Source organism: Dyella caseinilytica, from assembly GCF_016865235.1.
Classification (GTDB): Bacteria; Pseudomonadota; Gammaproteobacteria; order Xanthomonadales; family Rhodanobacteraceae; genus Dyella_B; species Dyella_B caseinilytica.
In genome coordinates, this window is record NZ_CP064030.1 from 1,757,205 (window position 1) to 1,779,054 (window position 21,850).

20 protein-coding genes are annotated in these 21,850 nt (G+C 58.8%); 5 read left to right on the forward strand and 15 right to left on the reverse strand.

All coding sequences use genetic code 11. The features are described from left to right. Positions 1-628 precede the first annotated feature (628 nt). Positions 629-925 (forward strand): 2-hydroxyacyl-CoA dehydratase, encoded by a 297-nt coding sequence (locus ISN74_RS07620; RefSeq protein ID WP_188798757.1) that lies wholly within the window; start codon positions 629-631, stop codon positions 923-925. Positions 926-933: 8 nt separating this feature from the next. Here ISN74_RS07620 and ISN74_RS07625 read toward each other — a convergent pair whose 3' ends face one another. The 8 genes from ISN74_RS07625 to ISN74_RS07660 all read right to left on the reverse strand — a co-directional run bounded on the left by ISN74_RS07625 (position 934) and on the right by ISN74_RS07660 (position 7,270). After that, on the reverse strand, positions 934-1,098 hold the full coding sequence (locus tag ISN74_RS07625) for a DUF1427 family protein (RefSeq protein WP_188798758.1): 165 nt from the start codon (positions 1,096-1,098) through the stop codon (positions 934-936). 27 nt (positions 1,099-1,125) lie between these two features. Next, positions 1,126-2,094 (reverse strand): quinone oxidoreductase family protein, encoded by a 969-nt coding sequence (locus tag ISN74_RS07630; RefSeq protein WP_188798759.1) that lies wholly within the window; start codon positions 2,092-2,094, stop codon positions 1,126-1,128. Positions 2,095-2,199: 105 nt separating this feature from the next. After that, positions 2,200-2,994, reverse strand: a complete 795-nt coding sequence (locus ISN74_RS07635) for an AraC family transcriptional regulator (protein ID WP_188798760.1) — start codon at positions 2,992-2,994, stop codon at positions 2,200-2,202. A 77-nt stretch (positions 2,995-3,071) separates the two neighbouring features. After that, entirely contained in the window at positions 3,072-3,773 is a 702-nt protein-coding gene (locus ISN74_RS07640) for a PspA/IM30 family protein (protein ID WP_188798761.1), read from the reverse strand. A 15-nt stretch (positions 3,774-3,788) separates the two neighbouring features. Continuing rightward, entirely contained in the window at positions 3,789-4,598 is an 810-nt protein-coding gene (locus ISN74_RS07645; protein ID WP_203546717.1) for a heavy metal-binding domain-containing protein, read from the reverse strand. Between the two features lie 8 nt (positions 4,599-4,606). Beyond that, positions 4,607-5,563: a heavy metal-binding domain-containing protein gene (locus tag ISN74_RS07650; RefSeq protein ID WP_188798763.1), complete on the reverse strand. Its 957-nt coding sequence runs from the start codon at positions 5,561-5,563 to the stop codon at positions 4,607-4,609. A gap of 75 nt (positions 5,564-5,638) precedes the next feature. Further along, positions 5,639-6,028 (reverse strand): hypothetical protein, encoded by a 390-nt coding sequence (locus ISN74_RS07655; protein WP_188798764.1) that lies wholly within the window; start codon positions 6,026-6,028, stop codon positions 5,639-5,641. A 213-nt stretch (positions 6,029-6,241) separates the two neighbouring features. Beyond that, positions 6,242-7,270, reverse strand: a complete 1,029-nt coding sequence (locus ISN74_RS07660; RefSeq protein ID WP_188798765.1) for a hypothetical protein — start codon at positions 7,268-7,270, stop codon at positions 6,242-6,244. Positions 7,271-7,679: 409 nt separating this feature from the next. Here ISN74_RS07660 and ISN74_RS07665 point away from each other — a divergent pair, with 409 nt between their 5' ends. Further along, positions 7,680-8,345, forward strand: a complete 666-nt coding sequence (locus tag ISN74_RS07665) for a response regulator (RefSeq protein ID WP_188798766.1) — start codon at positions 7,680-7,682, stop codon at positions 8,343-8,345. Continuing rightward, positions 8,342-9,775 carry an ATP-binding protein gene (locus ISN74_RS07670; protein WP_229679072.1) on the forward strand — a complete coding sequence of 478 codons (1,434 nt, stop codon included), beginning with the start codon at positions 8,342-8,344 and terminating at the stop codon, positions 9,773-9,775. Before ISN74_RS07665 ends, ISN74_RS07670 begins: the two co-directional genes overlap by 4 nt. Before the next feature lie 44 nt (positions 9,776-9,819). Here ISN74_RS07670 and ISN74_RS07675 read toward each other — a convergent pair whose 3' ends face one another. The 6 genes from ISN74_RS07675 to ISN74_RS07700 form a co-directional block, all read right to left on the reverse strand. Beyond that, positions 9,820-10,863: a YncE family protein gene (locus ISN74_RS07675; protein ID WP_188798767.1), complete on the reverse strand. Its 1,044-nt coding sequence runs from the start codon at positions 10,861-10,863 to the stop codon at positions 9,820-9,822. A 92-nt stretch (positions 10,864-10,955) separates the two neighbouring features. Further along, positions 10,956-13,880, reverse strand: coding sequence for an autotransporter family protein (locus ISN74_RS07680; RefSeq protein ID WP_188798768.1), 2,925 nt, complete (start codon positions 13,878-13,880; stop codon positions 10,956-10,958). Positions 13,881-14,033: 153 nt separating this feature from the next. Then, on the reverse strand, positions 14,034-16,181 hold the full coding sequence (locus tag ISN74_RS07685; protein ID WP_188798769.1) for a TonB-dependent siderophore receptor: 2,148 nt from the start codon (positions 16,179-16,181) through the stop codon (positions 14,034-14,036). 66 nt (positions 16,182-16,247) lie between these two features. Further along, entirely contained in the window at positions 16,248-17,807 is a 1,560-nt protein-coding gene (locus ISN74_RS07690) for a PepSY-associated TM helix domain-containing protein (RefSeq protein WP_188798770.1), read from the reverse strand. A gap of 12 nt (positions 17,808-17,819) precedes the next feature. Next, entirely contained in the window at positions 17,820-18,074 is a 255-nt protein-coding gene (locus ISN74_RS07695) for a hypothetical protein (RefSeq protein WP_188798771.1), read from the reverse strand. Next, positions 18,071-18,352, reverse strand: a complete 282-nt coding sequence (locus tag ISN74_RS07700) for a hypothetical protein (RefSeq protein WP_188798772.1) — start codon at positions 18,350-18,352, stop codon at positions 18,071-18,073. The genes ISN74_RS07695 and ISN74_RS07700 overlap by 4 nt, the downstream gene beginning before the upstream one ends. A gap of 548 nt (positions 18,353-18,900) precedes the next feature. On the opposite strand from ISN74_RS07700, the gene ISN74_RS07705 reads away from it, so the two are divergent. Continuing rightward, entirely contained in the window at positions 18,901-19,164 is a 264-nt protein-coding gene (locus tag ISN74_RS07705; RefSeq protein ID WP_188799618.1) for a hypothetical protein, read from the forward strand. A 58-nt stretch (positions 19,165-19,222) separates the two neighbouring features. Continuing rightward, positions 19,223-20,602, forward strand: coding sequence for an ATP-dependent RNA helicase DbpA (gene dbpA / locus ISN74_RS07710; RefSeq protein WP_188798773.1), 1,380 nt, complete (start codon positions 19,223-19,225; stop codon positions 20,600-20,602). Between the two features lie 221 nt (positions 20,603-20,823). On the opposite strand, the gene ISN74_RS07715 is transcribed toward dbpA, so the two are convergent. Further along, positions 20,824-21,849, reverse strand: a complete 1,026-nt coding sequence (locus tag ISN74_RS07715) for a tyrosine-type recombinase/integrase (protein WP_188799558.1) — start codon at positions 21,847-21,849, stop codon at positions 20,824-20,826. Position 21,850: the final 1 nt, after the last annotated feature.

The following is a 21,850-nucleotide window of genomic DNA, read 5'->3' on the forward strand; positions in this document are numbered from 1 at the left end:
GTGGCTAGTCAACATTTATGTTTGCATAGGCGCTTGTCTGTCAATCGCCTTCGACGTGTCTTGGGTGCCGTTGGCGTCAACGGCAGCCCACATTATCGCGTCCATTTTTGCCTTTGATGGGATTGGCTATATCTACACAAATCACTGCAACGTTCGCCAGCAGTGGAGTTGGGCAAGTCAATGTTATCCAAGCTGACACGTGTCGGGTTCTGACAGATTGTGGAGGCAATGTGAGAAATCGAATCGGAAATGGATGGACACATCATCGACGATAGAAACGTTCTGAACGCATATAAACAGTTCATCGACCCTCACCAACCGCTTCGACAGAAACAGACCAAGCCGCTGCCTGCTCCGCCAGACCACAGGCGCAGCATAGAAAATGAGGTAGGTTGGTTATCGTCCAGGTCGACACAAAATCGACCAGATGCGCTGCCAAGGAGCGGTATTCTGCGCCTGAGAGCTATCATACGCACCAAGGTGCTTTAAAACGCGGATGTGGCGAGTGTCTGATGTGACACGGTTTCGGTGGCACTGGGGCATTTCCCTCGATTTCCGCTGATGATTCGGCCGCTAAGGCCTTGCTTCATGTGAGACAATCGGCGTTCCCGCAATACCCCTAGTTGCCATGACCCTCCCCAAAGATGCCTTCCGCCGCTTCCAGGAAGAACTGGCCGCGCTCGACAAGCAGATCGAACAAGACCGTGGAACGAAGAAACCCACGGCGAAACAAGCCGCCATGTCAGCTATGGAGCGGGCAAAAGAGGAGTTCCTGGCGCTCCGCCAACGCCACAATCTGACGGTAGCGGATGTGGTGTCTTTCTTTCCGGAGGAAGAGGGCATTGCGTACCTGCAAAGCTTGATCGCCCAAACGGAAGTGAAGCCCCGCCGGGGACGTAAGCCCAAGGCAGCCAGCAGCGACTGAGCGGCCGCTCAGCGCAGCATATTGCGAACAATCATGATCAGCTGTTCGCCGGCCAGCATGCCGAACAGCCCGATCAGCGCAACGGTAGGAGGGGCGGGCGACTTCACCCGCAGCAGGCCGTAGATAACGCCGACCAGCACGCCGACGGCCAGGGAAATGAGGTATGGCTTCATAGGATCTCCTGCACGGGATGTGTTGAATCAGGGAAGCAGCACCACACGGCCCGCTGTGCCATTGGCTACGGCTTGATAGGCCTCGCGCCCTTCGGCGAGTGCGTAACGATGGGCGATCACCGGCGCGTCGAACTTTCCTTTGTCGAAGCCTTGCGCAATGGTTCGCATCAGCCGCGCTGATTCCACCACGTCTAACTTCGCGCTATCTGCACCGAGCAGCTGTGTTTCGTTGTGGTAGAAATCGATCAGGTCTAATTCGACACGGCGGCGTCCGGTCCCGCTGATTTCCACGACGCGTCCGCGCCGTTTCGCCAGTCCAAGCGCCATCTCGAAGGCAATACCGCCGACGCTGTCGTAGACGACATCGACGCCATCGCACAGTTGATCGAGGCTCCGCACGCGTTCTACTGTGTGCTTATCGAACGGCACGAACGCGTCGATAAGTTTGCCCGCAGGCGAGTCTGCATCGATGGGCTGGCGATCGATCCCGATCACGCGGCAACCCAGCGATTTGGCGATTTGCGTCACCGCGCCGCCCACACCGCCACCTGCGCCGATCACGGCGATCGTCTCGCCTTCGCGCAGTTGCGCGTAATCGATGACGCCAAGCCAGGCGACGGCAAAGTTGACCCCGATGGCGGACGCCTGCCCGTGATCCAGTGTGCGAGGCTTGCGCGCCAATGCGCTCGCCGGTATCCGGATGTATTGCGCATGTGTCCCGTCGCGAGTAAAGCCGATATCGCCGCCTGTACCCCAGACTTCAGCGCCGAGCCAATCCTTGGGCCCTTGCTCCACAACGCCACTGAAATCACGCCCTGGAATGCGAGGCAGCGTGGTGTGGGAGAAATGACCGGAAACGTTTTTCACGTCACTGGGATTCACCGAAGCGGCAAGAATGCGCACAAGGGCGGAGTCCGCATCGATGGATGGGGTGGCGACGTCGACATAATCCAGCGCGTCTGGACCGCCGTGACCGGTGAATTGAAGAGCCTTCATGTGCGCCTTGATCCTGAACAGCTTTGCATAGCGTCAGTTTAGGCGACCGGTGTGCGTGACATCGGTCAAAGGCGTTCGAATTTCGGACAAGTGGGGCTGACGCCGTTACGGATCGGTGCTTCTGTCATTGTCGTCGGCCGACTTGTAAGCCACCGGGGGCATGCCGAGTTCGCGGCGGAACATGTCACTGAAGCTGCTCGGCTGATAGCCCAGCGAGCGCGCTATGGCGTTGATCGCGTGGCCCTCGGCGAGGCGCGAGGTGGCGACCGCCAACTGGACCTGACGCCGCCATTCGGCAAAACCCACGCCTAATTCCTGCGTGAACAGTCGGGAGATCGTGCGCACACTGGCGCCCGCGCGTTCTGCATGCTGCTCCAGGCTGATGTCCTGCGATGGGTTGTCGATGACCGCCTGGCACACTGATCCAAGGCGGCGGTCCGCACCATTGGGCAGGGCGATGCGTAGCGAGTTGTGTTTGGCGGCTAGCAATTCCAGCACGATCAGGCGGTACGCTGCATCACGATAGTCATCGCTGCGAAGATCACCTTCTTCGGTCATCGTTACGATAAGTTGCCGCAGCATCGGGCTGACTTCGAATACTTCGCCACGCGGACTCAACGATGTGACGACCTGTGGTTGCAGATAAAGATTGCGCATCTGCACCGCGCTCATCATGCGGATCGAATGCGGTAAACCCGCCGGCAGCCACACCGCACGTTGCGGCGGCACCACCAAAGCCTCCTGTCCGACCTCCACCCACATCACACCTTCGATGGCATAGAGCACCTGCGCCCATTCATGCGCATGCGGTTCAACGAAGGTGCCGCGAGGATGTTTGCGCTGCAGCGTGTGCAGGGCACGGTCGTCGTGATCGAGGCGGGGCGGGGTGGCGCGTGTCATGGCGATAGCATATCGCCGTCTTGCGCATAGTCGTGGAGAGCGGGCTGCCGGGTTTTGGGCCGGCAGCCCGGATGACATCAGGATTTGCCGAGCTCGGCCTTGAGCTTTTCGAGCTCTGCATCGACGGCGCTATGGCTGCGCAGGTCGTCCAGTTCTTTCTCGGTGCTGCTGCGGCGATCAAGCGGGTCATTCAGGATGCCGGCTTTCAGCAGCCCGTCCATGGCATCGGCCTTGGCCTGAGCGCCACTCACCTTGTCCTCGGCACGACGCAGGGTGTCGCCGACCTGGCCGAGCCGATTGCCCACGCCAGTCAAGGATTCGGTGACTTTTACCTGCGCCTGAGCTGCTGTGTAGCTGCTTTTCATCACCTCCTTCTGCGTGTGGAACTGCTCGATGCGGGTTTCGAGCGTTTTCTGGTAGCCGACCAGCTTCTCCACCTGGGCTGTGATGTTGTCGTGTGCCTTGGCCAGTGATTGTTGCTTGTCCAACGCTGCCTGACGCTTGCTTAGCGCTTCGCGTGCCAGATCCTCGCGGGAGGATTGCAGCGCAAGCCGTGCATTATCCTGAGCATGATCGGCTTCCTGCTTGGCCTGGTCCATCTGCCGTTCCAGCATTTTCTGCTCGGTGACGACTTCGGCCAGATGCTGCTTGGTTTCCTGCAGTCCGCTGATCATCTTTTCATAGGAAAGATCCAGCAGCTCATTCGGATCTTCCATCTTGTCCAGCAGTGCATGTGTCTTGGCCTGCAGCAGGTCGGCCATGCGTCCAAGGATGCTCATGTGCGTTCTCCCGTATCAATTGTTGACCGACAGCACTAGCTGAGGGTCGGGGATGGTCGAAGCATCCCGTTCGGTGGTGATGGGTGTGACCGCGGTACCCACGGCAAAGAATTCGATGATGTGCGGTTGCCAGTTGTGCGATCCTTCGTGCAGATCCACACCAACCACACCTTCGGCTTTAACGGCGATGGCCTCATGCTGCATCCGTTCCATCGCAATTTCCCGCGCGTCGTAGAGTGCTTGCGAGAAGTTGGTCAGCTCGGTGTTGCTGCCAATATTGCCCAGCGACTTGAACATGCCCTGGTGTGCAACGTGATACACACACGAGCCCATGACCATCTCCAGTGGGCGATAGCCGGACTGCAGCAAGGTCCAGAAATCCTGGCCGGAAAGATCGGAGGTAAACGGCTTGCCGTTATGGCCCTTGTATCCCGGATGTCCCTTGGCGTGGACAACACCTGTGCCAATGGCGATGAATTCCAGGATCTTGTCATCCCACTCCATACGCTTGACGGTGAGCTCAACTCCAACGATCCCGTCCGCGCCCATACCCTCAGCTTCTGCGCGCATACGCGACATCGCCAGTTCGCGCGCGTGATACATGGCCTGGGAAAGAACGCTCATTTCCTGGTTCTGACTCCAGCTCGCATACTGGATGCCCAGGTGGTAGATGCATGAACCCACGCACAGGCCAACCGGTTCAAAACCAGCCTTGCGCACCAGCAAAAATTCATTGACTGAGAAATCCGATGTGAAAATCCCGCCCGGATGTCCTTCGCTGCGCAGCCCTTTCAAACGCTCCAGCGCATGTTGTGGAATCGCCATGCCGTCACTCATATCGAACCCTCTTCCTGATTGGTGTCATAAACGTTGTGGGTGCTCGGCCGCGGTTTGATCAGCGGTGAGGGGCCATCGCACATATCCACGACGTGGCGGATATCGTGCGGCACCGAACGGTAGCGCTCTCCGTCGGTAACAGTAGCGATCACGATGTGCCGGCCGAGATAGCGGGGATTGTTGTCGTCTTCCACTTTTAGCAGCTCGCCAAAATGGATATGCGCCAACGCGCCGTTGCCGTACTTGTGGACGTCCTGGCGAAGCTCGCTCAAAGCTTTTTTGCGTACACGCTCCCAGAAGTTGCCTAGCGTAGTCAGCGGCTGGTTGAGCCAGCCGCCCCGGGCATCCAGAGGCATGAGACTGCCTTGCCAGTTGGTCAGCCACTCGTAATGGGCGCCGATGGCAATGCCGGTAGGCACGATTCCTGCCTCCAGCAGCCGCATGAATTCCAATGCCGACACCGTGGCGACGACGGGCTCCGGATTGGGCGGCATGTCTTCGATACGGATTGCGGTGCCGATCACGGTGAAGTCCATGCTGGATTCCACTTCCAGTTCGATCTTGCGCATGCGCACGTCGATGATGGCATTGGCTCCGGCCGCAACCGCTTCCTGCTTCATGCGCTGCAATGCAGTGTGCCAACCATTGATGTGCCCATTCGTCCAGGAGTAGCCGAAGTGGTACCAGCACGTGCCCGACACCATGGCGATAGGACGCACGCGATAACGATGCGTCTGCGCCAGTTCCACAGGTGTCATCGTGGCGATCCATGGCAACTTGCCGTTGCCTGCTTCGGCCAGGCGATGCTTGACGAAATCGGGAAGGTGATGATGCAGCAGCGCACTTTCCCACTTCTTTAGCCGTTCTGCGGCATCGCCCGCAAAGTCTTGTTGAGCTGAATCTGGTGTAGAGGGAAGGGAGGCATTGCCTCGAAAACGGTTAAACCAAGACATCTCGAAACTCCATGCTGTATTCCTTGCAGCGGGATTCGATGGATACGCCGTTATCATGACGGCGTGGTTATGGCGTTAGGACATCAGAAAGTCGTGCAGCACACTCTGTGCATTGCCCGCGTGCTCGGCCAGCGTCTGGATATCGCCTTGCAGTGCGCTCAGCCACGTGGGCACTGCCATGTGTTCGGTGCTTAGTGTGACGCCGTGCACCGACTTGCTGCGATGAGCGGAGAGTCGTTCTTTCTGAAGTTCCAGAACGTAGAGATGGTCGTGCGCTTCAACGCTTATTCGGGAAGCATGGCTGCTCTTGGAAAACAGTCCATCTTTCTTGCGTTCCACCGAAACCCGTCCGGGCATGGCGCCCTCGAGCCGCACTGCAAAGGCTTCCATGAATGCCTTCAGGTCGCCTTGGGCCTTGCGGTACCAGGCTGCGTTCAAATCGAAATCGCTGGGAATACTGCTCAAGGCTACGCCCCTGTAGTGCCAAGCAACACCACGGGTGGGCGAAGGCGCCTTCCGTGGTCCTCGAACCGACATCAATGTCTTTAACGTCGATTAGCCTAGCACGGACTTATCGGGCAGTGCATGAGTCTAAGGGGCCAGGTACCCCACATGGCGGGGTACCTGGCTACTCTCCAGATGACCGAAATATGTCCTGCCGGTGGCAGGACGCTCGCGTCAATACTTCAGCGTGACGCTGCCGTTACTGGTGGAAATACCATAGTTACAATTCGGGCCCGATGAACCGATGATGTTGTCGGGGCTCCAGGGATTGCTGAGTGTTGTGCCACTCATGTTCTTGACCACGATGCTGGTGAAGGCGACTGATCCGCTTGCAGGTAATAGGTCGCAATTGGAGATGTTGTAGGCCTCCAGCGTGCCACCGAAGACCCAGGTCAGTGCGCCATAGGGGCTGGTGGTAAAGGTCGTGGATGTTTTGCTGGTTTCGTCGGTGCTGGTGATCTTGGCGCACGTGCTGCTTGTACTCGTGCTAGTGCAGGTTGCGGTGACGATGCCGTAAATCTCATGTCCGGCTGCTGTGTTGATCGGGCCACTGTAGTAGGTGCTGCCGGCGTAGCAGCAATTCCAGCTGGACAGTGTCCACTCGCTTACACCGGAACCGCTGAAGGCGTTATATCCAAGCACCGGTTGCAAGATGGAATCCGGATTGCTGTCGTTCTGTTCCAGACCGGGGAAGAAATAATCCACCTGATCGGTGGTCTTGCTGGGATTGCTCGGCACGGTCCAAGTGGCGGAGATGCTTCCTACATCGGATGAACTGACATAGTCCGCAGTAAGCAGCCAGCCGCTGTAGCTGGAGGCAGGCTTCTTGCTTTGCGGAACGATTCCGAAGGCTCCATTCGCTTCAATCCGCACGCCGCTCTGGGTGTAGTGCGGCAGGGTGCATGCAGCGGGCTTGCGAATCGAACCGTCCAAGGCTTCGATGCTGCCATCGGCGTGGACTTTTTCACCATTGGCTACGGCGTGTACGCAGGATGCGGCAAAGTAGCCGTTGGGGGTGATGACATAGTCGAGTGGAACGTTCTGCGGCCGAAAGTTCGGGGCGAGCGAACTGACAGTCGTAAGCGCAGCTTGCGGTTGTGCGTCATCGACGGCCTGTGCGATGCCGGTCAAACCGACCAGCGACACAGCGGCAATCATCCATTTACCGAACCACGACGAACGCCTGACAAAAAAGGGTTTCATAGATCGCGCACTCCTCTCAAGATGATGACAAAGCGGTCCATCGCAAACGAAGGGCGTTGCCCCTCAAAGCGCAGCGAAACATAACCTGATGAAAAGGCGACTCCCCAGCCAAATATCCATGGCGTGTGCTTTGATGTTCAAAGCCGGCGTACTGTCGCGACGCACACGTGCAGCGGGCGTGAACCAAAGCTGCGGAATCCTTCACTTGATTTCGATGTGTGCGCTAGCCCGCGTTTAGCGCCCAGTTGCGCTGGATCAAAGGGACACGTGACGGTTACATGACGGTGAAAGGGGGCGGTAAAACGTCTATGGGGTGTGATGATCGGGATAAGATCTCCCTAAGCCAATCCCGGCAAAATGAAAGGTTGAGACAATACCTCCGGGTATGGTTGGTGAAGGTAAGAGGGCTATGCACATCATCCTGGTCGAAGACGACCTGCAACTGGGAACGGCCATCAAGCACGCCCTTGAGCAGATTTCCTATGCCGTGACCTGGCTACGCGATGGCCGGGAGGCTTTGACAGCCCTGCGTGACCAGACGGCCGACCTAGTACTGCTGGATCTTGGCCTACCCAACAAGGACGGCCTGGAGGTACTGGCCGAGGCCCGCCGTGCCCATGTGAATACACCGGTGATCGTGATGACCGCGCGCGACGCGCTTGAGGCGCGTGTGCGTGGCTTGGATGCTGGCGCGGACGACTACCTGGTCAAGCCTTTCCATCTCGAAGAACTTAGCGCGCGCATTCGCTCGCTGACGCGGCGCGCACAAGGTCTGGCAGCGAATCGTATCGATGTCGGCGTGATCAGCCTGGACATTGGTACTTCTGAGGCGGAATACCGCGGCAAGCGCGTGGAGCTGACCCGACGCGAATTCTCGCTGCTGCGCATCCTGATGGAACGCGCCGGGCGCATCGTGCGCCGCGAGCATCTGGAAAATTCCCTCTATGGACTCGATAACTCCGTCGGCAGCAGCGCGCTGGAAGTGCAAGTGCATGCCTTGCGCCGCAAGTTGAGCTTCGACGCTATCCGCACCATTCGTGGCGTGGGCTACATGATTCCCAGGGATCCCACGTGAATCCATTGAGTCTGCGCGGACGTCTGCGCTGGATGATCATCGCTGTGCTGGTGGCCGTGCTGCTGCCGCTGGGCCTGTATAGCTATCACAGCACGTTGAAGGAAACGCGCGAGCTGCTGGACGGGCGCCTCGCGCAGTCCGCACGCACGCTGGATGTGCTGATCCAGAATGGCGGCGTGGCATCGATCCGCAAGCAAGGGCAGGGGCCGTTGATCGTGCCGATTATCGGCCGCAAGGCCGAAGAAGAATTGATGCATGGTCGCACCTACGAGTCAGAAGTCGGCTATCAATTGCTCGACCGGCATGGACAGATCCAGCTGACCACCGCCAACCTGGCGCGACTGCCGCTGCCACATACGCTGATATCTGGCTTCGAAAATTATTTCTTTGAAGGCTATGGCTGGCGCGTGTTCACCTTGACCGACGAGGCCAACGGTGTCGTCATCCGCATGGGCGAACGCGACGATAGCCGTCGCGACATTACACATGCCCTGTCGGTAGACCTCGGGTTAACGCAACTGATCGGACTGCCCCTGCTGGCCGTGCTGGTCGGTTGGGCCGTGGGACGTGGATTGCGTCCGCTGGAACGTTTGACCCAGGCTCTCGCCTCGCGTGCGCCAGGCAGCCGCCAACCCATCCAGCTGGATCAAGCGCCGCAGGAACTGCAACCGGTCGTGCAAGCTTTGAACTCGCAATTGGAACGTCTGGAGGATGCGTTGGAACGCGAGCGCCGTTTTAGCGCCGACGTTGCGCACGAGCTACGCACGCCGCTTGCCTCTACCATGATTCATCTTGATACGGCGATGTCCGGCGAAGTCCAGCCAGGCACTAAAACTGCCCTGATCAGCGCGCAGTCCGGACTCTCGCGATTGGCTCGGCGCATTGAGCAATTGCTCGCCCTGGCGCGCATCGAAGCGGGTGCAGCAGCAGGGCAGCGGCGTGAAGTCGACCTGGTGGTGCTGGCCATGAACGTGATTGACGAGCTAGCGCCACTGCTTGGCGAGAGCGGCACCGATTTCGCCTTTCTGGAGCATGAGCAAAGCCTGCCTGTGCATGGCTACGAAGCTGCGCTCGCGGCTCTGTTGCGTAACCTGATCGAGAACGCCATGCATCATGTGCCACCCGGTCATGGCATGGTGCAATTGGCGCTTGAGCGTTATGGCGACAAGGCGGTGATCGAAGTGATCGATAATGGCCCTGGCATTCCTGCCGAACGCCGCGCAAGCGTATTTGCGCGGTTCCATCGCGAAGCGAGCAGCAGCGGTGATGGCTATGGGCTGGGTCTGTCGATCGTGCAGCGTGCCGCCCAGTTGCATGACGCCACGATCGAGTTGCTGGATGCGTCCTCGGGGCGTGGCTTGCGGGTGCGCGTCACGCTTCCCTTATTCGCCAGTGCCAAAGCGGCTTCGCCTTTGTCCGCCAGCGAGTAGGCGAGAGTGATGGCAACGGCCGACACTCTCGCCCCGGCCTGATATCAGGGCTTGCCCACGGTCAGTATGGCAAAGCTTCCAGGTACCACTTGCTGATGTCCACGTGCGTCTTTTTCCGTGCCCAGCTGCGCAGCTGACAGATAGATACGGTGCTTGAGTGGATCCAGTGCCTGGGTGCGTGCACTGATTTGGGTGGGTACATCAGCAACGACGTGGTAGTGATCGGGGTCGTCCTCATGGACGACGGTAAGGGTGCCGCTTTCTCCGTTGGAGCTGTAAATCATCCCTTCGGAGGCATCGAAGGTGACGGCATCCGGACCATCGCCAATCGCCACCGTCGCGACATGATGGCCGTTGACGGCATTGAGCACCGTCATGGTGCGGTTATCGCAGACAGAGAACAGCCGTTGATGCGTAGCATCCATCGCCAGCCCGCTAGGCGATTCGCAAGGCGCTAGCGACCAGGTATTGAGCACCTTGTTAGCGGAGCTGTCGATTTCTGCCAGCGCGGATTTGTCTTCAATATTGACGTAAATGTGGCCGGCATTGTCCGTCGCCGCAAATTCGGGCTTGCCAGGCAGTGCAATAGTAGCGATGACGGCATTCTTCGACGGGTCGATCACGCTGGCATTGCCGCTCTTGCCGTTAAACGTCAGCACATGATGCGATGCCTGGTCATAAAGAATGGCATCGGGTTTCTGTCCGGTGCCGGTAATCGTGGTGACTGTCTTGAGCGTATCCAGATCGAATACGGTGACGGAGTCAGATTTGCCGTTGCTGGTGAAGCCGTGGTGCAGATCCTGCGCGATGGCAATGCCATGTACGCCATTGGTATTCGGAATCGTACCGATCTGCTTGTTTGCATCGACATCGATCACGGCCACATGGTCACCACGGCTGACGAACAGATGGCGGCGCTGGGCATCGAAGCTGAGGTAGTCCCAACCACCGGCGCCACCAAGTTTCAGCTGGTTGATCAGCTTGTAGGCAGGTTGCGCCGCCGCACCCTCGATGGACGGCGTAGCAGCCAGGGCGGTGAAGGAGGCGAGCAATGCGGTACAAACGGCAACGGACAACGATCGATGCATGGGGCAAACCTAGTCTGAAGGGTAGGCCAAGCTTGCCCCGACTTACTTATAAGACCCTTAGTGACGGCGAGAGGGTTCCCATAGGGTGGATTTCACCAACGGATACGTACCCCCAAGTCTCCCATCGCGCCGCGGCGGTGCAGGCTGTCTATGTTGTGCAGGTAGCTGGCTTCGCCGTAGAAGCTGACATGTTCCGTTAACGTTGCGCTGACACCGCCGCCGAATTCCAGCGCGGTACTGGCGAGATTGCTGGGAATGGCATCCGTACCCGCAAAGACCGTGTTGTAGTCGCGGTGGAAGCTGCGCCACAGATTGAGTTTGAGATACGGCTGCCATTGCTGCGCATCGTTCGGGAAATTGCCAAGCAATCGTGCCCCGACACGGCCGGTAACGGCATTGGTGGGATTGAATGTCACCGTCGATACCGGATCCTGGAAGCCATCGGTGGTGATGTGCTGCATGATGACTTGCCCCTGCGGCTCCAGCGAAAGATGCGAGGTCAAGGCGATCGGCTTGCCAGTCTCCAGCGATGCGCTCACCGAACGCCCGCGTGTGTTGTTCTGGAATCTCTGGATGGAATTCACATTGGTGTTGAACCAGGTGCCCATCAGCACGGCGTCGATATACGCATTGGATGCTGTGATAAGCGTCCAGTACGCGCCCACGCTATCGCCGTGACTGCTCAGGTCACCGGCGCGAACATCATCGAAGCCGCCGACGTTGCCGTTCACGGAACCATTGGCATGCGTGTAGCCGACGAAGAGCCCGATGTGATCGCGCTGGCCGCTTTCGTCACCGAACGCGTAAATGTCATGCCCGGCTTGCGCGCCTTCCATATTGCCGTCGAAGCGTGGTGTTGCGCCGCCGCTTTGTTGCTGGTCGTTATGCGATCCCAGCACGCGTACCCATGCGGCAGGCACCCAGCCATCACCATTGACCTGCAGCTGGCCACCTTGCCGTTGGTCAAAAGTGCCAAGCTGGATCAGCCCCATTTGTGCAGCGACGGAAGGAATGGCGGAATCAAGCGCCACTTCAGGTCGGTACAGCGGCACCGGTGGATCCCCCGCTGGAGGCGGTGTTGGTAATGGGGGAGTGCCTTCTGCGGCAATCGGTGTGCTGGGAGTGGGTGTAGGAGTAGGAGTGGGCGCCGGTGTAGGTGTAGGTGTTGGGGTAGGCGTAGGCGTAGGGGTTGGTGTTCCCGTGATTTCCGCCGGCATGCTGGAACGCAGATACCAGTTGTTCGATGTGCCAGGCGTGACACCGCCTTCGAACAAATAATACGTATAGGCGCCTGCCTGGATGGAACCGCCATTCAAGGTGAACGCGCTGGATGCAATCGTCGCACCATTCGCCGCCTCCACCAGCATGATGCCGTTGGTGGTGGTGAGTCCGCCGGAACCTCCCGCATTCGTCACGTGGATGGACGTGTCGCCGCTGCCGGTGCCGCCACTGATTACAAGTTTGTCCGATGGTGAGCTGTCGTCACCCAGCACCGTATTCAACAGCAGCTTCGCCTGATTGCCCGTGTAGTTGCCGGTGATGGTGAAGGTGTTGGCGGCTGTCGAGCCGCCGTTGGTGAGGTCAATGGTGCCGGCATTGCTTACGTTGACCCATTGGCCGCTGGCATACGGACTGATGCCGCCATTCGCACCATTGCCCGCGAGCAAGGTGCTGCTTGCATCGATAGTGACAGTACCGGTTCCGGTGCCTGCATTGCCAACGGTCAGTGTCCCATCCATCGTCAACTGGGTGCCGTTGGTGACGTTCACGGTGGGCCAGTTCGTAAAGCCTGCGACGCCTGTCACCGTCGCACCGTTGAACGTCAGCGTATCGGTGGATGTTCCGGCACCGCTGACCGTGCCCGTGAGGTTGAACGTGCCTTGTATCTGCGCCGTATTGAACGCACCGCTGCCACTCCAGCTCCAATCGCTGCCTTGAGCAAGCAAGGTCTGGAAGCGCGTAAAGGCATTGGTGACATTGCCGGTGCCTTGCAGAATGACGGTTGCCGATTTACTGCCGCCACCATCGGCAGAGCCGATGATCTGCGAGCCTGTCTGCAAAATCAGCGTATTCACGCCGGTGCCCATTTGCACCGCTACGCCGCTGTGACTTTCCAGCAAGCCCGCATTGGTCACGATGCTGGCGCCATTGAGCGTGCGGACAGCCGCGCCCGATTGGGCGATGATCTGGCCGCCAGCCAGGTTCTGGATGTTGGCCGTGAAACTTGATCCAGCGGTATTGGAGAACACGGCATCGGCGCTGCTGCCCTGTGCCTGGATGGTGCCGCTATTGACCAGCTTGTCGTTGTTGCCCTGCATATAGGCGGTCGTGCTGCTGGCGCCCGTGGTCAACAGCGTACCGGTATTGGTGATCGTGCCGTTCTGGCCGAGGATCGACATCGCACGCGCATTGCTGCCGGATGTCGTGATAGAGCCGCTGTTGCTGAGGTTGTTGTTCGCCTGACCGGTATTCGTCTGGCCCCACGCGGCTGTCATGCCGTAAGCATTCGGCCCCGAAGTGCTGATTGAGCCGTTGTTGATCAACGTATTGCCGTTGCCGTTGGCCGCCATGCCATCGTTGTAAGCCCCCGTAGTGGTGATACTGGCGCCCGCGGCATTGGTGATGGTGTTGCTGTCGCCGCTGCCGAGCAACGCCGCACCGCGATTGGTGCCGGTGCCGCCGCCACCCGTGAGCGACAGAGTGCCGCTGTTGGTGATCTGGCTCGCCTGGTTCACGCTGAAGGACACCGGATTGACGGCGCGCGTGTTGCCGAAGTTCACATTGCTGGTGACCATGATGGTGACATTGCTGCTGCCCGATTGCGCTGTCACCGGCGCGACGCCCGAGCCGCTGCAGGTTACGGTGGTGCCACTTGCCGGTGTTGTGCTGGTGCAAGCGGCATAAAGCGCGCTTGGATGACACATGTACAGCAGCAACGCCGGCACGGCGGCATAGGCATTCAGCAAACGGGGGCGGGAAACGAGCGGAGTGGGTCTTGCACGGTTCTTATGCAACATGCCTTTCTCCCTGCGAAGCGGCCCTGAATTCCCTCAGGCGCCGGATAGCGGATGCAGCACATGGCTGCATCCGGGTAATGCAAGAACTTTCGGCTGTTGCGTTTTTGAAGCGAGACCCGTCAAGGTGGCGTGAAAGCCGCAATAATCAGCTTGTTACAGCGTAAATGTCACGCTGGCACGTACGGTGCGCGGGGTGCCCTGGTTGAGAATGAAGCCCCAGCTGGTCAGCCAGTACTTCTCGTTGGTGAGGTTGTCCAGCCCGACCCGATAGGTCACTGGATGACTGCCCAGCGTCGTGGTGTAGCGCGCACCCAGATCGAAGGTGTGGTACGCGCCGATGAAGTTGCTGTTGTTGGCGTCAACCGCTTCATTGCCAACGTAGCGGGCACCGCCAGTCAGGAACAGGCCGGGTACCTGTGGCACGCTGTATTCCACGTACACATTACCCTGCAGCCGTGGTGCGCCGTATGCGCGCTTGCCATCCACATCAGCGGCGGCTTGCACGTTGGTAGCGTCCAGATACATCACGCCGCCCATCAGCATCCAGTTCTGGCCCAGGTGAGTCTGTGCCGAGAAATCGATGCCTTGATAACGTGTCTGTCCGTTCTGTACGTAGACGTTGTCGTTGTTGAGGTACTGCAGGCCGCGCTGAACCTGGAACAGCGCGAGGTTGGTGCTCCAAGTGTCGAATTCGGTTTTGGCGCCGAACTCGAACTGTTTGCTGATGGTCGGCGAAAAAGTCTGGTAAGCGTTCGCAGCCGTTTCCGGTGCACTGCTGGCCTGCTCCAGCGATTGCACATAGCTGGCGTACAGCGTGACCGGTGCGATGGGTTTGTACATGATCGCAGCGGTGGGTGTGAGCGGATTCTTGGTGTAGCGCGCACTGGGCGTGGTGCTGCCCTGGTTGTACGACGTATCGATGTATTCCATGTAGCGCAGGCCGAGCAGGGCGGACCACTGCGGCGAGAACGTCACCGTATCGCTGGCGAACAGCGCACGCTGCGTGGTCGTTTCCGCCAGGTAGGTGGCATGGCTCACTGGCGTGTCAGGATTGGGGAAGATCGGCGCATCGAAGATGTTGCCGGTGCCCAGAAGCTGACTGGTGGTAAACAAGCCGGAGGGATAATGCTCGTCCAGGGCTTGCCAGGAAGCGCCGAACACCAGATCGTGCTTGATCGCGCCTGTCATCACTGTGCCGTTGAACATGCCTTGCCACTGCTGGTAGTCGTAGCGCGAATAGCCGAGGTAATTGAGGTCGGTGTAGGTGCCCTGGTTATCTGTGATGGTCAGCGCGCTGTCGTGGTTCTCGCGCGTCTGGTTGGCGTAGCTGTAATCAAGGTGGAAGCTCCAGTCAGGTGAGATATCCCAGGTCACGCCGGTGTTGGCGACGCGATACGTGGTTTGGTAACCGGTATAGGGCTGGCTGACGCGTTGGTCGCCTGGCAAGGGCGCCGGTGTGCTTACACCCGGGGCGAGGAGGATGCCGTAGTAGGTGCCTTGAACGTCGCGATCCTGGTAGATGCTGTTGAAGTGCCAATGCAGGTTGGAGGTGATGTCTTTGGTCAAGGCGAGCGAGGCAGCGTTGCGCCGGATATGCCCATCGTCCACGAATGTGTTGCCATCCTCATGCACGAGGTTGAGGCGATATCCCCAGCCGCTCTGACCACCAATCGTCCCGCCCAGATCGGCCTCTTCGCTGAGCACACCGTCGTTCATGTAGCCGAGTGTGAAGCTCGCATACGGTTGCAGGGTGGGCTGCTTGGAAACGAAATTGATAATGCCGCCGGGTGCGCCAAAGCCGTACATGAAACCACCTGGACCTTTCAGCAATTCGATCTGGCTGAAGGCCTCCAGTGGCAGATCAGTCCCCCAACTCGGTATCGACAAGCCATCCATCTTGTAGCCGTTGAGCAAATCCACTGGCAGGCCGCGCACCGCGATGCCTGATGATTCGCCGGAATAACCGCTGGACAGTGGCGTGACACCCGGATCCGCAGCAAAGGCCTCGTTGATGTCAATGGATTGTCGGTTTTGGATCAGATCCGACGTTACCGCGCTAATACTGAAAGGCGTGTCGAGCAGACTTCGCTGTCCCAATGCGCCGGTATCTGCTTCGGTTGCGTGATACGCGTCCTGTGCACTGGTCGCTGTGACGCTGACCTGATCGAGCACCTTCGCATTTTGCGGGTCGTTATCGTCGGCGTGCGCAATACCAACAGCCAGCGCCGACAAAATGAAAACGGCGAGGCGGCGGCGCGCCATGGAAAAATGCAAAGCGTGACAACGGGCAGCCACGGACATGCGGAACTCCTTGGTAAGTGATTTTTCGGCTGGCGATGGCTTGCCGATGAGATGAGAAGCGAAAAGCTATGACGTCGATGCAAGCGCCCATACGCTGCGTGGGTCGCCCTGACGTGCACGCCGTGCTGTGGCGCGCGCAAGGAGCGCGAAAATCAAGCCAAGAACGATGCCGGTCAGATCGACGCCAAGTACGGCAAAGCTTTGTGGGGAAGCGGTATTCAGCAGTGCCGACGCATTGCCAATCAAATCGGCACAAACGACGGTGATGGTCAGCACGCTGGTCGCTGCAAGCAATTCCACTGTGGCACGGGGAATCGGTCGCACGCAGGCATACATGCAGGCCGCCAGAAATAATCCATAACACGCGACGCGCTGCGCGATCTCGCTATCGGTGCCGAGATGTGAGGTCACCAGGGCAGCGGCAAATGCGCCGGAAATACCCAGGCACGTACCGATGCAAACGCCAATGGTGGCGCGCGCCATAACGCGCGTACGCGTGGGCTGATCGACATGGCGGCGCTTGCGCCGTGATTCGATCCACAACAGATTGCCCGAGTAAAATAGGAACGCTCCTGCCAACCCGAGCACGAAATAAAGCCATTTGACGAAATTGCCGCCGAACGTGCCGAAGTGCAGGCCATACATGGCTGAGTTGGTGATGCCGTTGATGGTGTGGCGAGTGCCAACGTGCGTCGACAGCGCTTTTCCATCCATCGCCAAAAGCGCCACGGTGCCGTAGGTGCCGAGCGTGTGCTGCGACAAGCCGCGTACCTCGGCGACGGCATTGCGGTCACCATAGTGCATGTAGTGCAGATAATCGGGTTCGAAACTGCTTACACCACCTGTCGTGGCCGCCTGCTGCGCCTGTGCGATCAGCGTTTCCGGCGGCAGCATTGGAGCCGTGGTATGGCTCACTGGAAGGCTGGGAGCGGTAGTGACTGCTTGCGCAAAAGCGTCATAGAGCTTGCCGTCGAAGGCGACGGTATTGAGCGCAGCGAGGGTAATGGTGAACAGGCAAAGAAGAGAACCTGTTACGGCGAAAATGATGTGAAAGGGCAGGCTTAGCACGCCGATGGCGTTATGCGCGTCCTGCCACAGGCGCTTGAGGTTATGACTGACCCGCATGGCGAACAGGTCGCTGACCAAATGTGGCAGATGGATCAGAAATCCTGAAATGAGCGCGAGGCCATACAGCACGCTCACGATGCCCATCAGGTACAGGCCGACTACCGGTATGCCAAGCGAATCGTGCAGTTCGTAAACGAAATCCGCCAGGTTGCCGCGATTCGCTTCATCACTGGGCTTGGCCATCTCGCTGTAGGTGGCAAAGCGCGTTCCATGGTCGTCCTGCCAATAAGCATACGCAGCATGCGCGGCATCACTGGGCAAGATGATGCCGAAGTCGTCTTTGGCTTGCGGATGTTCTGCGACAAGTCGTTCAATCAGGGTGCTGATCGGAACATCCGCATCGCGCGCCGTACGCCACGGAGGGTTCTGCCACGCCGCGATGGCATCGTGGAAAACCGTCAAGGCACCGGCGTAAAACGCTACAAATAGCGCAAAGCCAGCCAGCAGACCGGTCCATGTGTGGACCGTCTGGAATGTGCGAAGCGTGGCGGCTTTCATGACGCGAGTTCCTTACCCTGCATGGTGGGTCAACCAGAGCATCAGGAACGCGGCGGCATTGGCACCGCCCAGTGTCGCCCACGCGCGCACCGCGTTACGAAACGCGAACGCGCCGATCATCCATGCCATCCATAAGGGGAAGAATGCGATTAGCGCTGGGATGACCCAGTCCGCTCCATCGTTTGGCAGCACGCGCAGAAAGAGTCGGAGCATGACTGCCGCTAAGGGAAATCCCAACAAAACGCCGGCCAGGCAACGGCCGATCATGGTTGTTCAGTTCTTACGATGGCAGCGTGCCTGCGGCGCCACCAAGCCATATAGGGCAGCGCAACCCATGCCAGCATCAGCGTCGTCGCGGTGCCGGCAATGCCTGCCGCTGCGCCGGATGCGATACACCAGCACCACAGGCTGGCGAGAATGGCCATGACGCCGATGACGTTGTAGCCAAGCGCCAACGGCCTGCGCAACAGCCGCTGCTGCCGATGCGTGAGATAAATCGTCGCTGCGCCCAGAAAGCTCAGCAAAAGCGCGCAGACCATCACCATTTCGCGATATTTCCCAGTCCCACCTTGCGATATCTGGTGGGTACCGCGATATCGGTTATTGATGTTTGTTAATGGGAATTATTCTCATTAATGTGCGTCCCAATGTCAACCCGTCAGGTAGGAGCAAGGTTGTGACGCCCTTGTGGCGAGCCATCACCAGTCGATTGGGCGTTCGTCGCGAGGCGTCCCGTAGCTGTGCCGCTTTGACTTGCCGAACGCTAAAAGCAGGAATGACCGCATTGGCTTTCCTGCGTGGCTAGGTGTTTAGGAGTATGGTGGCAGCGCTACCTATCCATCATGCGGGTATTCGAACGATCGATACACCCAGCCCTTTATTGGCTGCCGCAATGCATTTCATGTGTCCGTTATTCGGTCGAGATGCGCTTTTCAGCCGCTGAGCAGACCAAAGGTTTTCAATCTACAAAGCGCTTTGTGTGTGAGTTCTCGCATTTGGGCCAGAGACCGATCAAGCCGAACGTCAGAACGAGACGGCTTCTCCGGCCATGATCGCGTCACCGATATCACTTTAAAAATGAGAGGACTCCTCTATGTCTAACACTCACCAGCGCAGCGCAAATGGGCCATCGCCCGCTGTGCCTGCTACCACCACTCCTGCTGTTGCCAAAGCTTCCTCTGGCAGGGGTCTGACCAGCGAGCGCATTGCCTCGGACATCGCTGCGTTCAACAAGGCCGGCGGCCACATTGAGGTGCTCGGCAATACGCCGTTCCATTTAAGGACGGGAAAAACCGAAACCCCAGCAAGCCCAGGCAATACCGCTTCTGGGCCCAAGCAGGCTGCTGACAAAAAGTAGCGGACGAAATATCCGCTGCTTTCGAGTGCTGAATGACGCGATCGTGCGATCATGCAGCATGACTGCTTTCGACACACTGCCCCTGAAACCCGCCTTGCTTGCCAGCGTTGAAACGCTTGGTTATAGCGAAATGACTCCCATCCAGGCGCAAAGCCTTCCAGTCATGCTGGAAGGGCGCGACGTCATCGCTCAAGCGCGGACTGGCAGCGGCAAGACCGCGGCCTTCGGGCTAAGCCTGCTGCAATCACTTAGCGTAGAAACGATCCGCTTGCAGGCACTGGTGCTGTGCCCGACGCGCGAACTGGCCGATCAGGTGAGCAAGGCCATTCGCAAGCTCGCTGCGAACATTCCTAACGTCAAGCTGCTGACCTTGTGCGGAGGCATGCCGCTGGGGCCGCAACTGGCCTCGCTGACGCACGATCCGCACATCGTGGTTGGCACGCCCGGCCGCGTGCAGGAGCATTTCAAACGGGGGAGCTTGCACGGTGGCGGCATCAAGGTGCTGGTGCTCGACGAAGCCGATCGCATGTTGGACATGGGTTTCAGCGAAGCGATCGACGATATTGTCGGGCGCATCGCGAAGCATCATCAAACGCTGTTGTTCTCAGCGACCTATCCGGACGACATCAGGGCGGTGAGTCAACGCGTGCAGCACAATCCGGTTGAAATCACCGTCGAGACGCCGGTCGAAGAGAAGCCTGCCATCGAACAGCAGTTTGCGGAGGTTGATGCCGACCGCAAACTCGACGCGCTGGCCCAACTGCTTACCGGCGAACGCGGTCAGCACGCCCTAGTGTTCTGCAACATGCGGCGAGATGTGGACACCGTAGCCAATGAGCTGGATCGGCGCGGTTTTTCTGCGCTAGCCTTGCACGGTGATATGGAACAGCGCGATCGCGATGAAGTGATGGTCCGATTCGCAAACCGAAGCTGCTCCGTGCTCGTGGCTACGGATGTCGCCGCTCGCGGACTGGACATCGCCGCACTGCCGCTAGTGATCAGCTACGACATAGCACACGATCCCGACACACATATCCATCGTATCGGCCGCACTGGCCGCGCAGGGCAAATGGGCCTGGCGATAACGCTATGTACGTCGCGTGAGAAGCCTAAAGCCGAAAACATCGAACAGGCGCTAGGCCGGCCGTTGCCTTGGCACCCTCTGAAGCTTTCGTCACCGCGCGGCAAGACATTGAATCTGGCGCCGATGAAAACGCTGGTGATCGACGCCGGTCGTCAGGACAAGCTCCGCCCCGGCGACATCCTCGGAGCGCTGACAGGTGACGCCGGACTCAAGGCGGATGACGTCGGCAAGATCGACGTTTTCGCTACGCGTGCCTATGTTGCCGTCAGCCGCGAGCTCGCGAACAAAGCACTGGAGCGCTTGCGTGCTGGCAAGATCAAAGGGCGCAATTTCAGGGTGCGGCCGCTGAGTTGAGGCCGAATTGCGGAACAAAAGGGTAGGAGTCAAATCGCTGAAAAGCGTTGGTGCCCGGAGCGGGAATCGAACCCGCACAACCTTTCGGTCGAGAGATTTTAAGTCCGTAGTCGATTTTTTCGCATTCAATGGGTTAGGTGTATTTTTCGTTCCGCAATTCTTACTTTTCGATACCCGTTAAACCGTTGTGGCAGCTAGAGTGGTGACGTTTTGCGGAACGACTATCGAGTCGGCGTGACCTTCGCGCCGCGCCGGTTTCGAGTATACGCCTCGGTCATCACGACAGACGTGTGGCCGAGCTGTTTTTGTGCCTCGCGGATGTCACTGGATGAATCCGCCTTATCGGTCCCCGCCTTGGCGCGCAGGTCACGGAACTGGAATTGACCCTTGGGCACGCCCGCTGCTTTCCTGGCCCGATCAAACGCCCCGCGCAACATAGGGTAGGTGAGTGGCTGCCCGGACTCGGCAACAACCAGACGGGTGGCGCGCACCACCAGGGAAGCCTTCCGCTTGGCGATTCGAGCGAGTAGAGTCTCCAACTCTCCCATGATTTCGATGCGTCGTTTGTACCCACGCTTATTCTGCCGGACGTGAAGAAAGCCGTCCCGGACGTCACGCTCGTCCATCTTGAGCGTGTCGGCCACGCGCTGCCCCGTCAGGTACGCCAAGTCCATGGCATCGCGTAGCGGCTCGCCTGCGACCTTCCATACCGTAGCAAAGAGATCATCCTCGACATATATGTCACGCCCCGTCTCTGTGAAGCCTCTGATGCCAGCGCATGGGTTTGGCAGCGCCGTATAGCCTTGCTCACGCGCCCAATTCCAGATATGGGATAGCAGAGCCTTCTCTCGGTTCGCCCGAATCTTGCCAGTGGCGCCACGCCAGCGCAGGAATGCCTTCACCTGATGGGGCTCGATCAAATCCAATGGAATCGGTGGATCGTCGAAAAACTCGATCAACCTAACCATTTCGCGCAGGTTGACCTTCTGCGTACCGGGAGCCTTCAGTGGGATCACTTCTGATCGATAGCGGTTAGCTACATAACGAAAGGTGATCACCTGCCGCGTCTTTTCAATTCCGGCATTCTGGATCTCAGCCCATTTTTTAATAGCGAGACCATAATCCGTGCCCAGCGACTCCTCTTTGCGAGGCTTGCCACCATGGTCATAGAAATAATACTTGGTGTCGCCCCTCTTGCGCACTCGCAGATGCGGGACAGCCCCTGATGTTTTCGGTCGGCGACCCATC

Coding starts and splice junctions, on each gene's coding strand:
- ISN74_RS07620 (WP_188798757.1), top strand. CDS start 629: ATGACCCTCCCCAAAGATGCCTTCCGCCGCTTCCAGGAAGAACTGGCC.
- ISN74_RS07625 (WP_188798758.1), bottom strand. CDS start 1,098: ATGAAGCCATACCTCATTTCCCTGGCCGTCGGCGTGCTGGTCGGCGTT.
- ISN74_RS07630 (WP_188798759.1), bottom strand. CDS start 2,094: ATGAAGGCTCTTCAATTCACCGGTCACGGCGGTCCAGACGCGCTGGAT.
- ISN74_RS07635 (WP_188798760.1), bottom strand. CDS start 2,994: ATGACACGCGCCACCCCGCCCCGCCTCGATCACGACGACCGTGCCCTG.
- ISN74_RS07640 (WP_188798761.1), bottom strand. CDS start 3,773: ATGAGCATCCTTGGACGCATGGCCGACCTGCTGCAGGCCAAGACACAT.
- ISN74_RS07645 (WP_203546717.1), bottom strand. CDS start 4,598: ATGGCGATTCCACAACATGCGCTGGAGCGTTTGAAAGGGCTGCGCAGC.
- ISN74_RS07650 (WP_188798763.1), bottom strand. CDS start 5,563: ATGTCTTGGTTTAACCGTTTTCGAGGCAATGCCTCCCTTCCCTCTACA.
- ISN74_RS07660 (WP_188798765.1), bottom strand. CDS start 7,270: ATGAAACCCTTTTTTGTCAGGCGTTCGTCGTGGTTCGGTAAATGGATG.
- ISN74_RS07665 (WP_188798766.1), top strand. CDS start 7,680: ATGCACATCATCCTGGTCGAAGACGACCTGCAACTGGGAACGGCCATC.
- ISN74_RS07675 (WP_188798767.1), bottom strand. CDS start 10,863: ATGCATCGATCGTTGTCCGTTGCCGTTTGTACCGCATTGCTCGCCTCC.
- ISN74_RS07680 (WP_188798768.1), bottom strand. CDS start 13,880: ATGTTGCATAAGAACCGTGCAAGACCCACTCCGCTCGTTTCCCGCCCC.
- ISN74_RS07685 (WP_188798769.1), bottom strand. CDS start 16,181: ATGTCCGTGGCTGCCCGTTGTCACGCTTTGCATTTTTCCATGGCGCGC.
- ISN74_RS07690 (WP_188798770.1), bottom strand. CDS start 17,807: ATGAAAGCCGCCACGCTTCGCACATTCCAGACGGTCCACACATGGACC.
- ISN74_RS07695 (WP_188798771.1), bottom strand. CDS start 18,074: ATGATCGGCCGTTGCCTGGCCGGCGTTTTGTTGGGATTTCCCTTAGCG.
- ISN74_RS07700 (WP_188798772.1), bottom strand. CDS start 18,352: ATGGTGATGGTCTGCGCGCTTTTGCTGAGCTTTCTGGGCGCAGCGACG.
- ISN74_RS07705 (WP_188799618.1), top strand. CDS start 18,901: ATGTCTAACACTCACCAGCGCAGCGCAAATGGGCCATCGCCCGCTGTG.
- dbpA (WP_188798773.1), top strand. CDS start 19,223: ATGACTGCTTTCGACACACTGCCCCTGAAACCCGCCTTGCTTGCCAGC.
- ISN74_RS07715 (WP_188799558.1), bottom strand. CDS start 21,849: ATGGGTCGCCGACCGAAAACATCAGGGGCTGTCCCGCATCTGCGAGTG.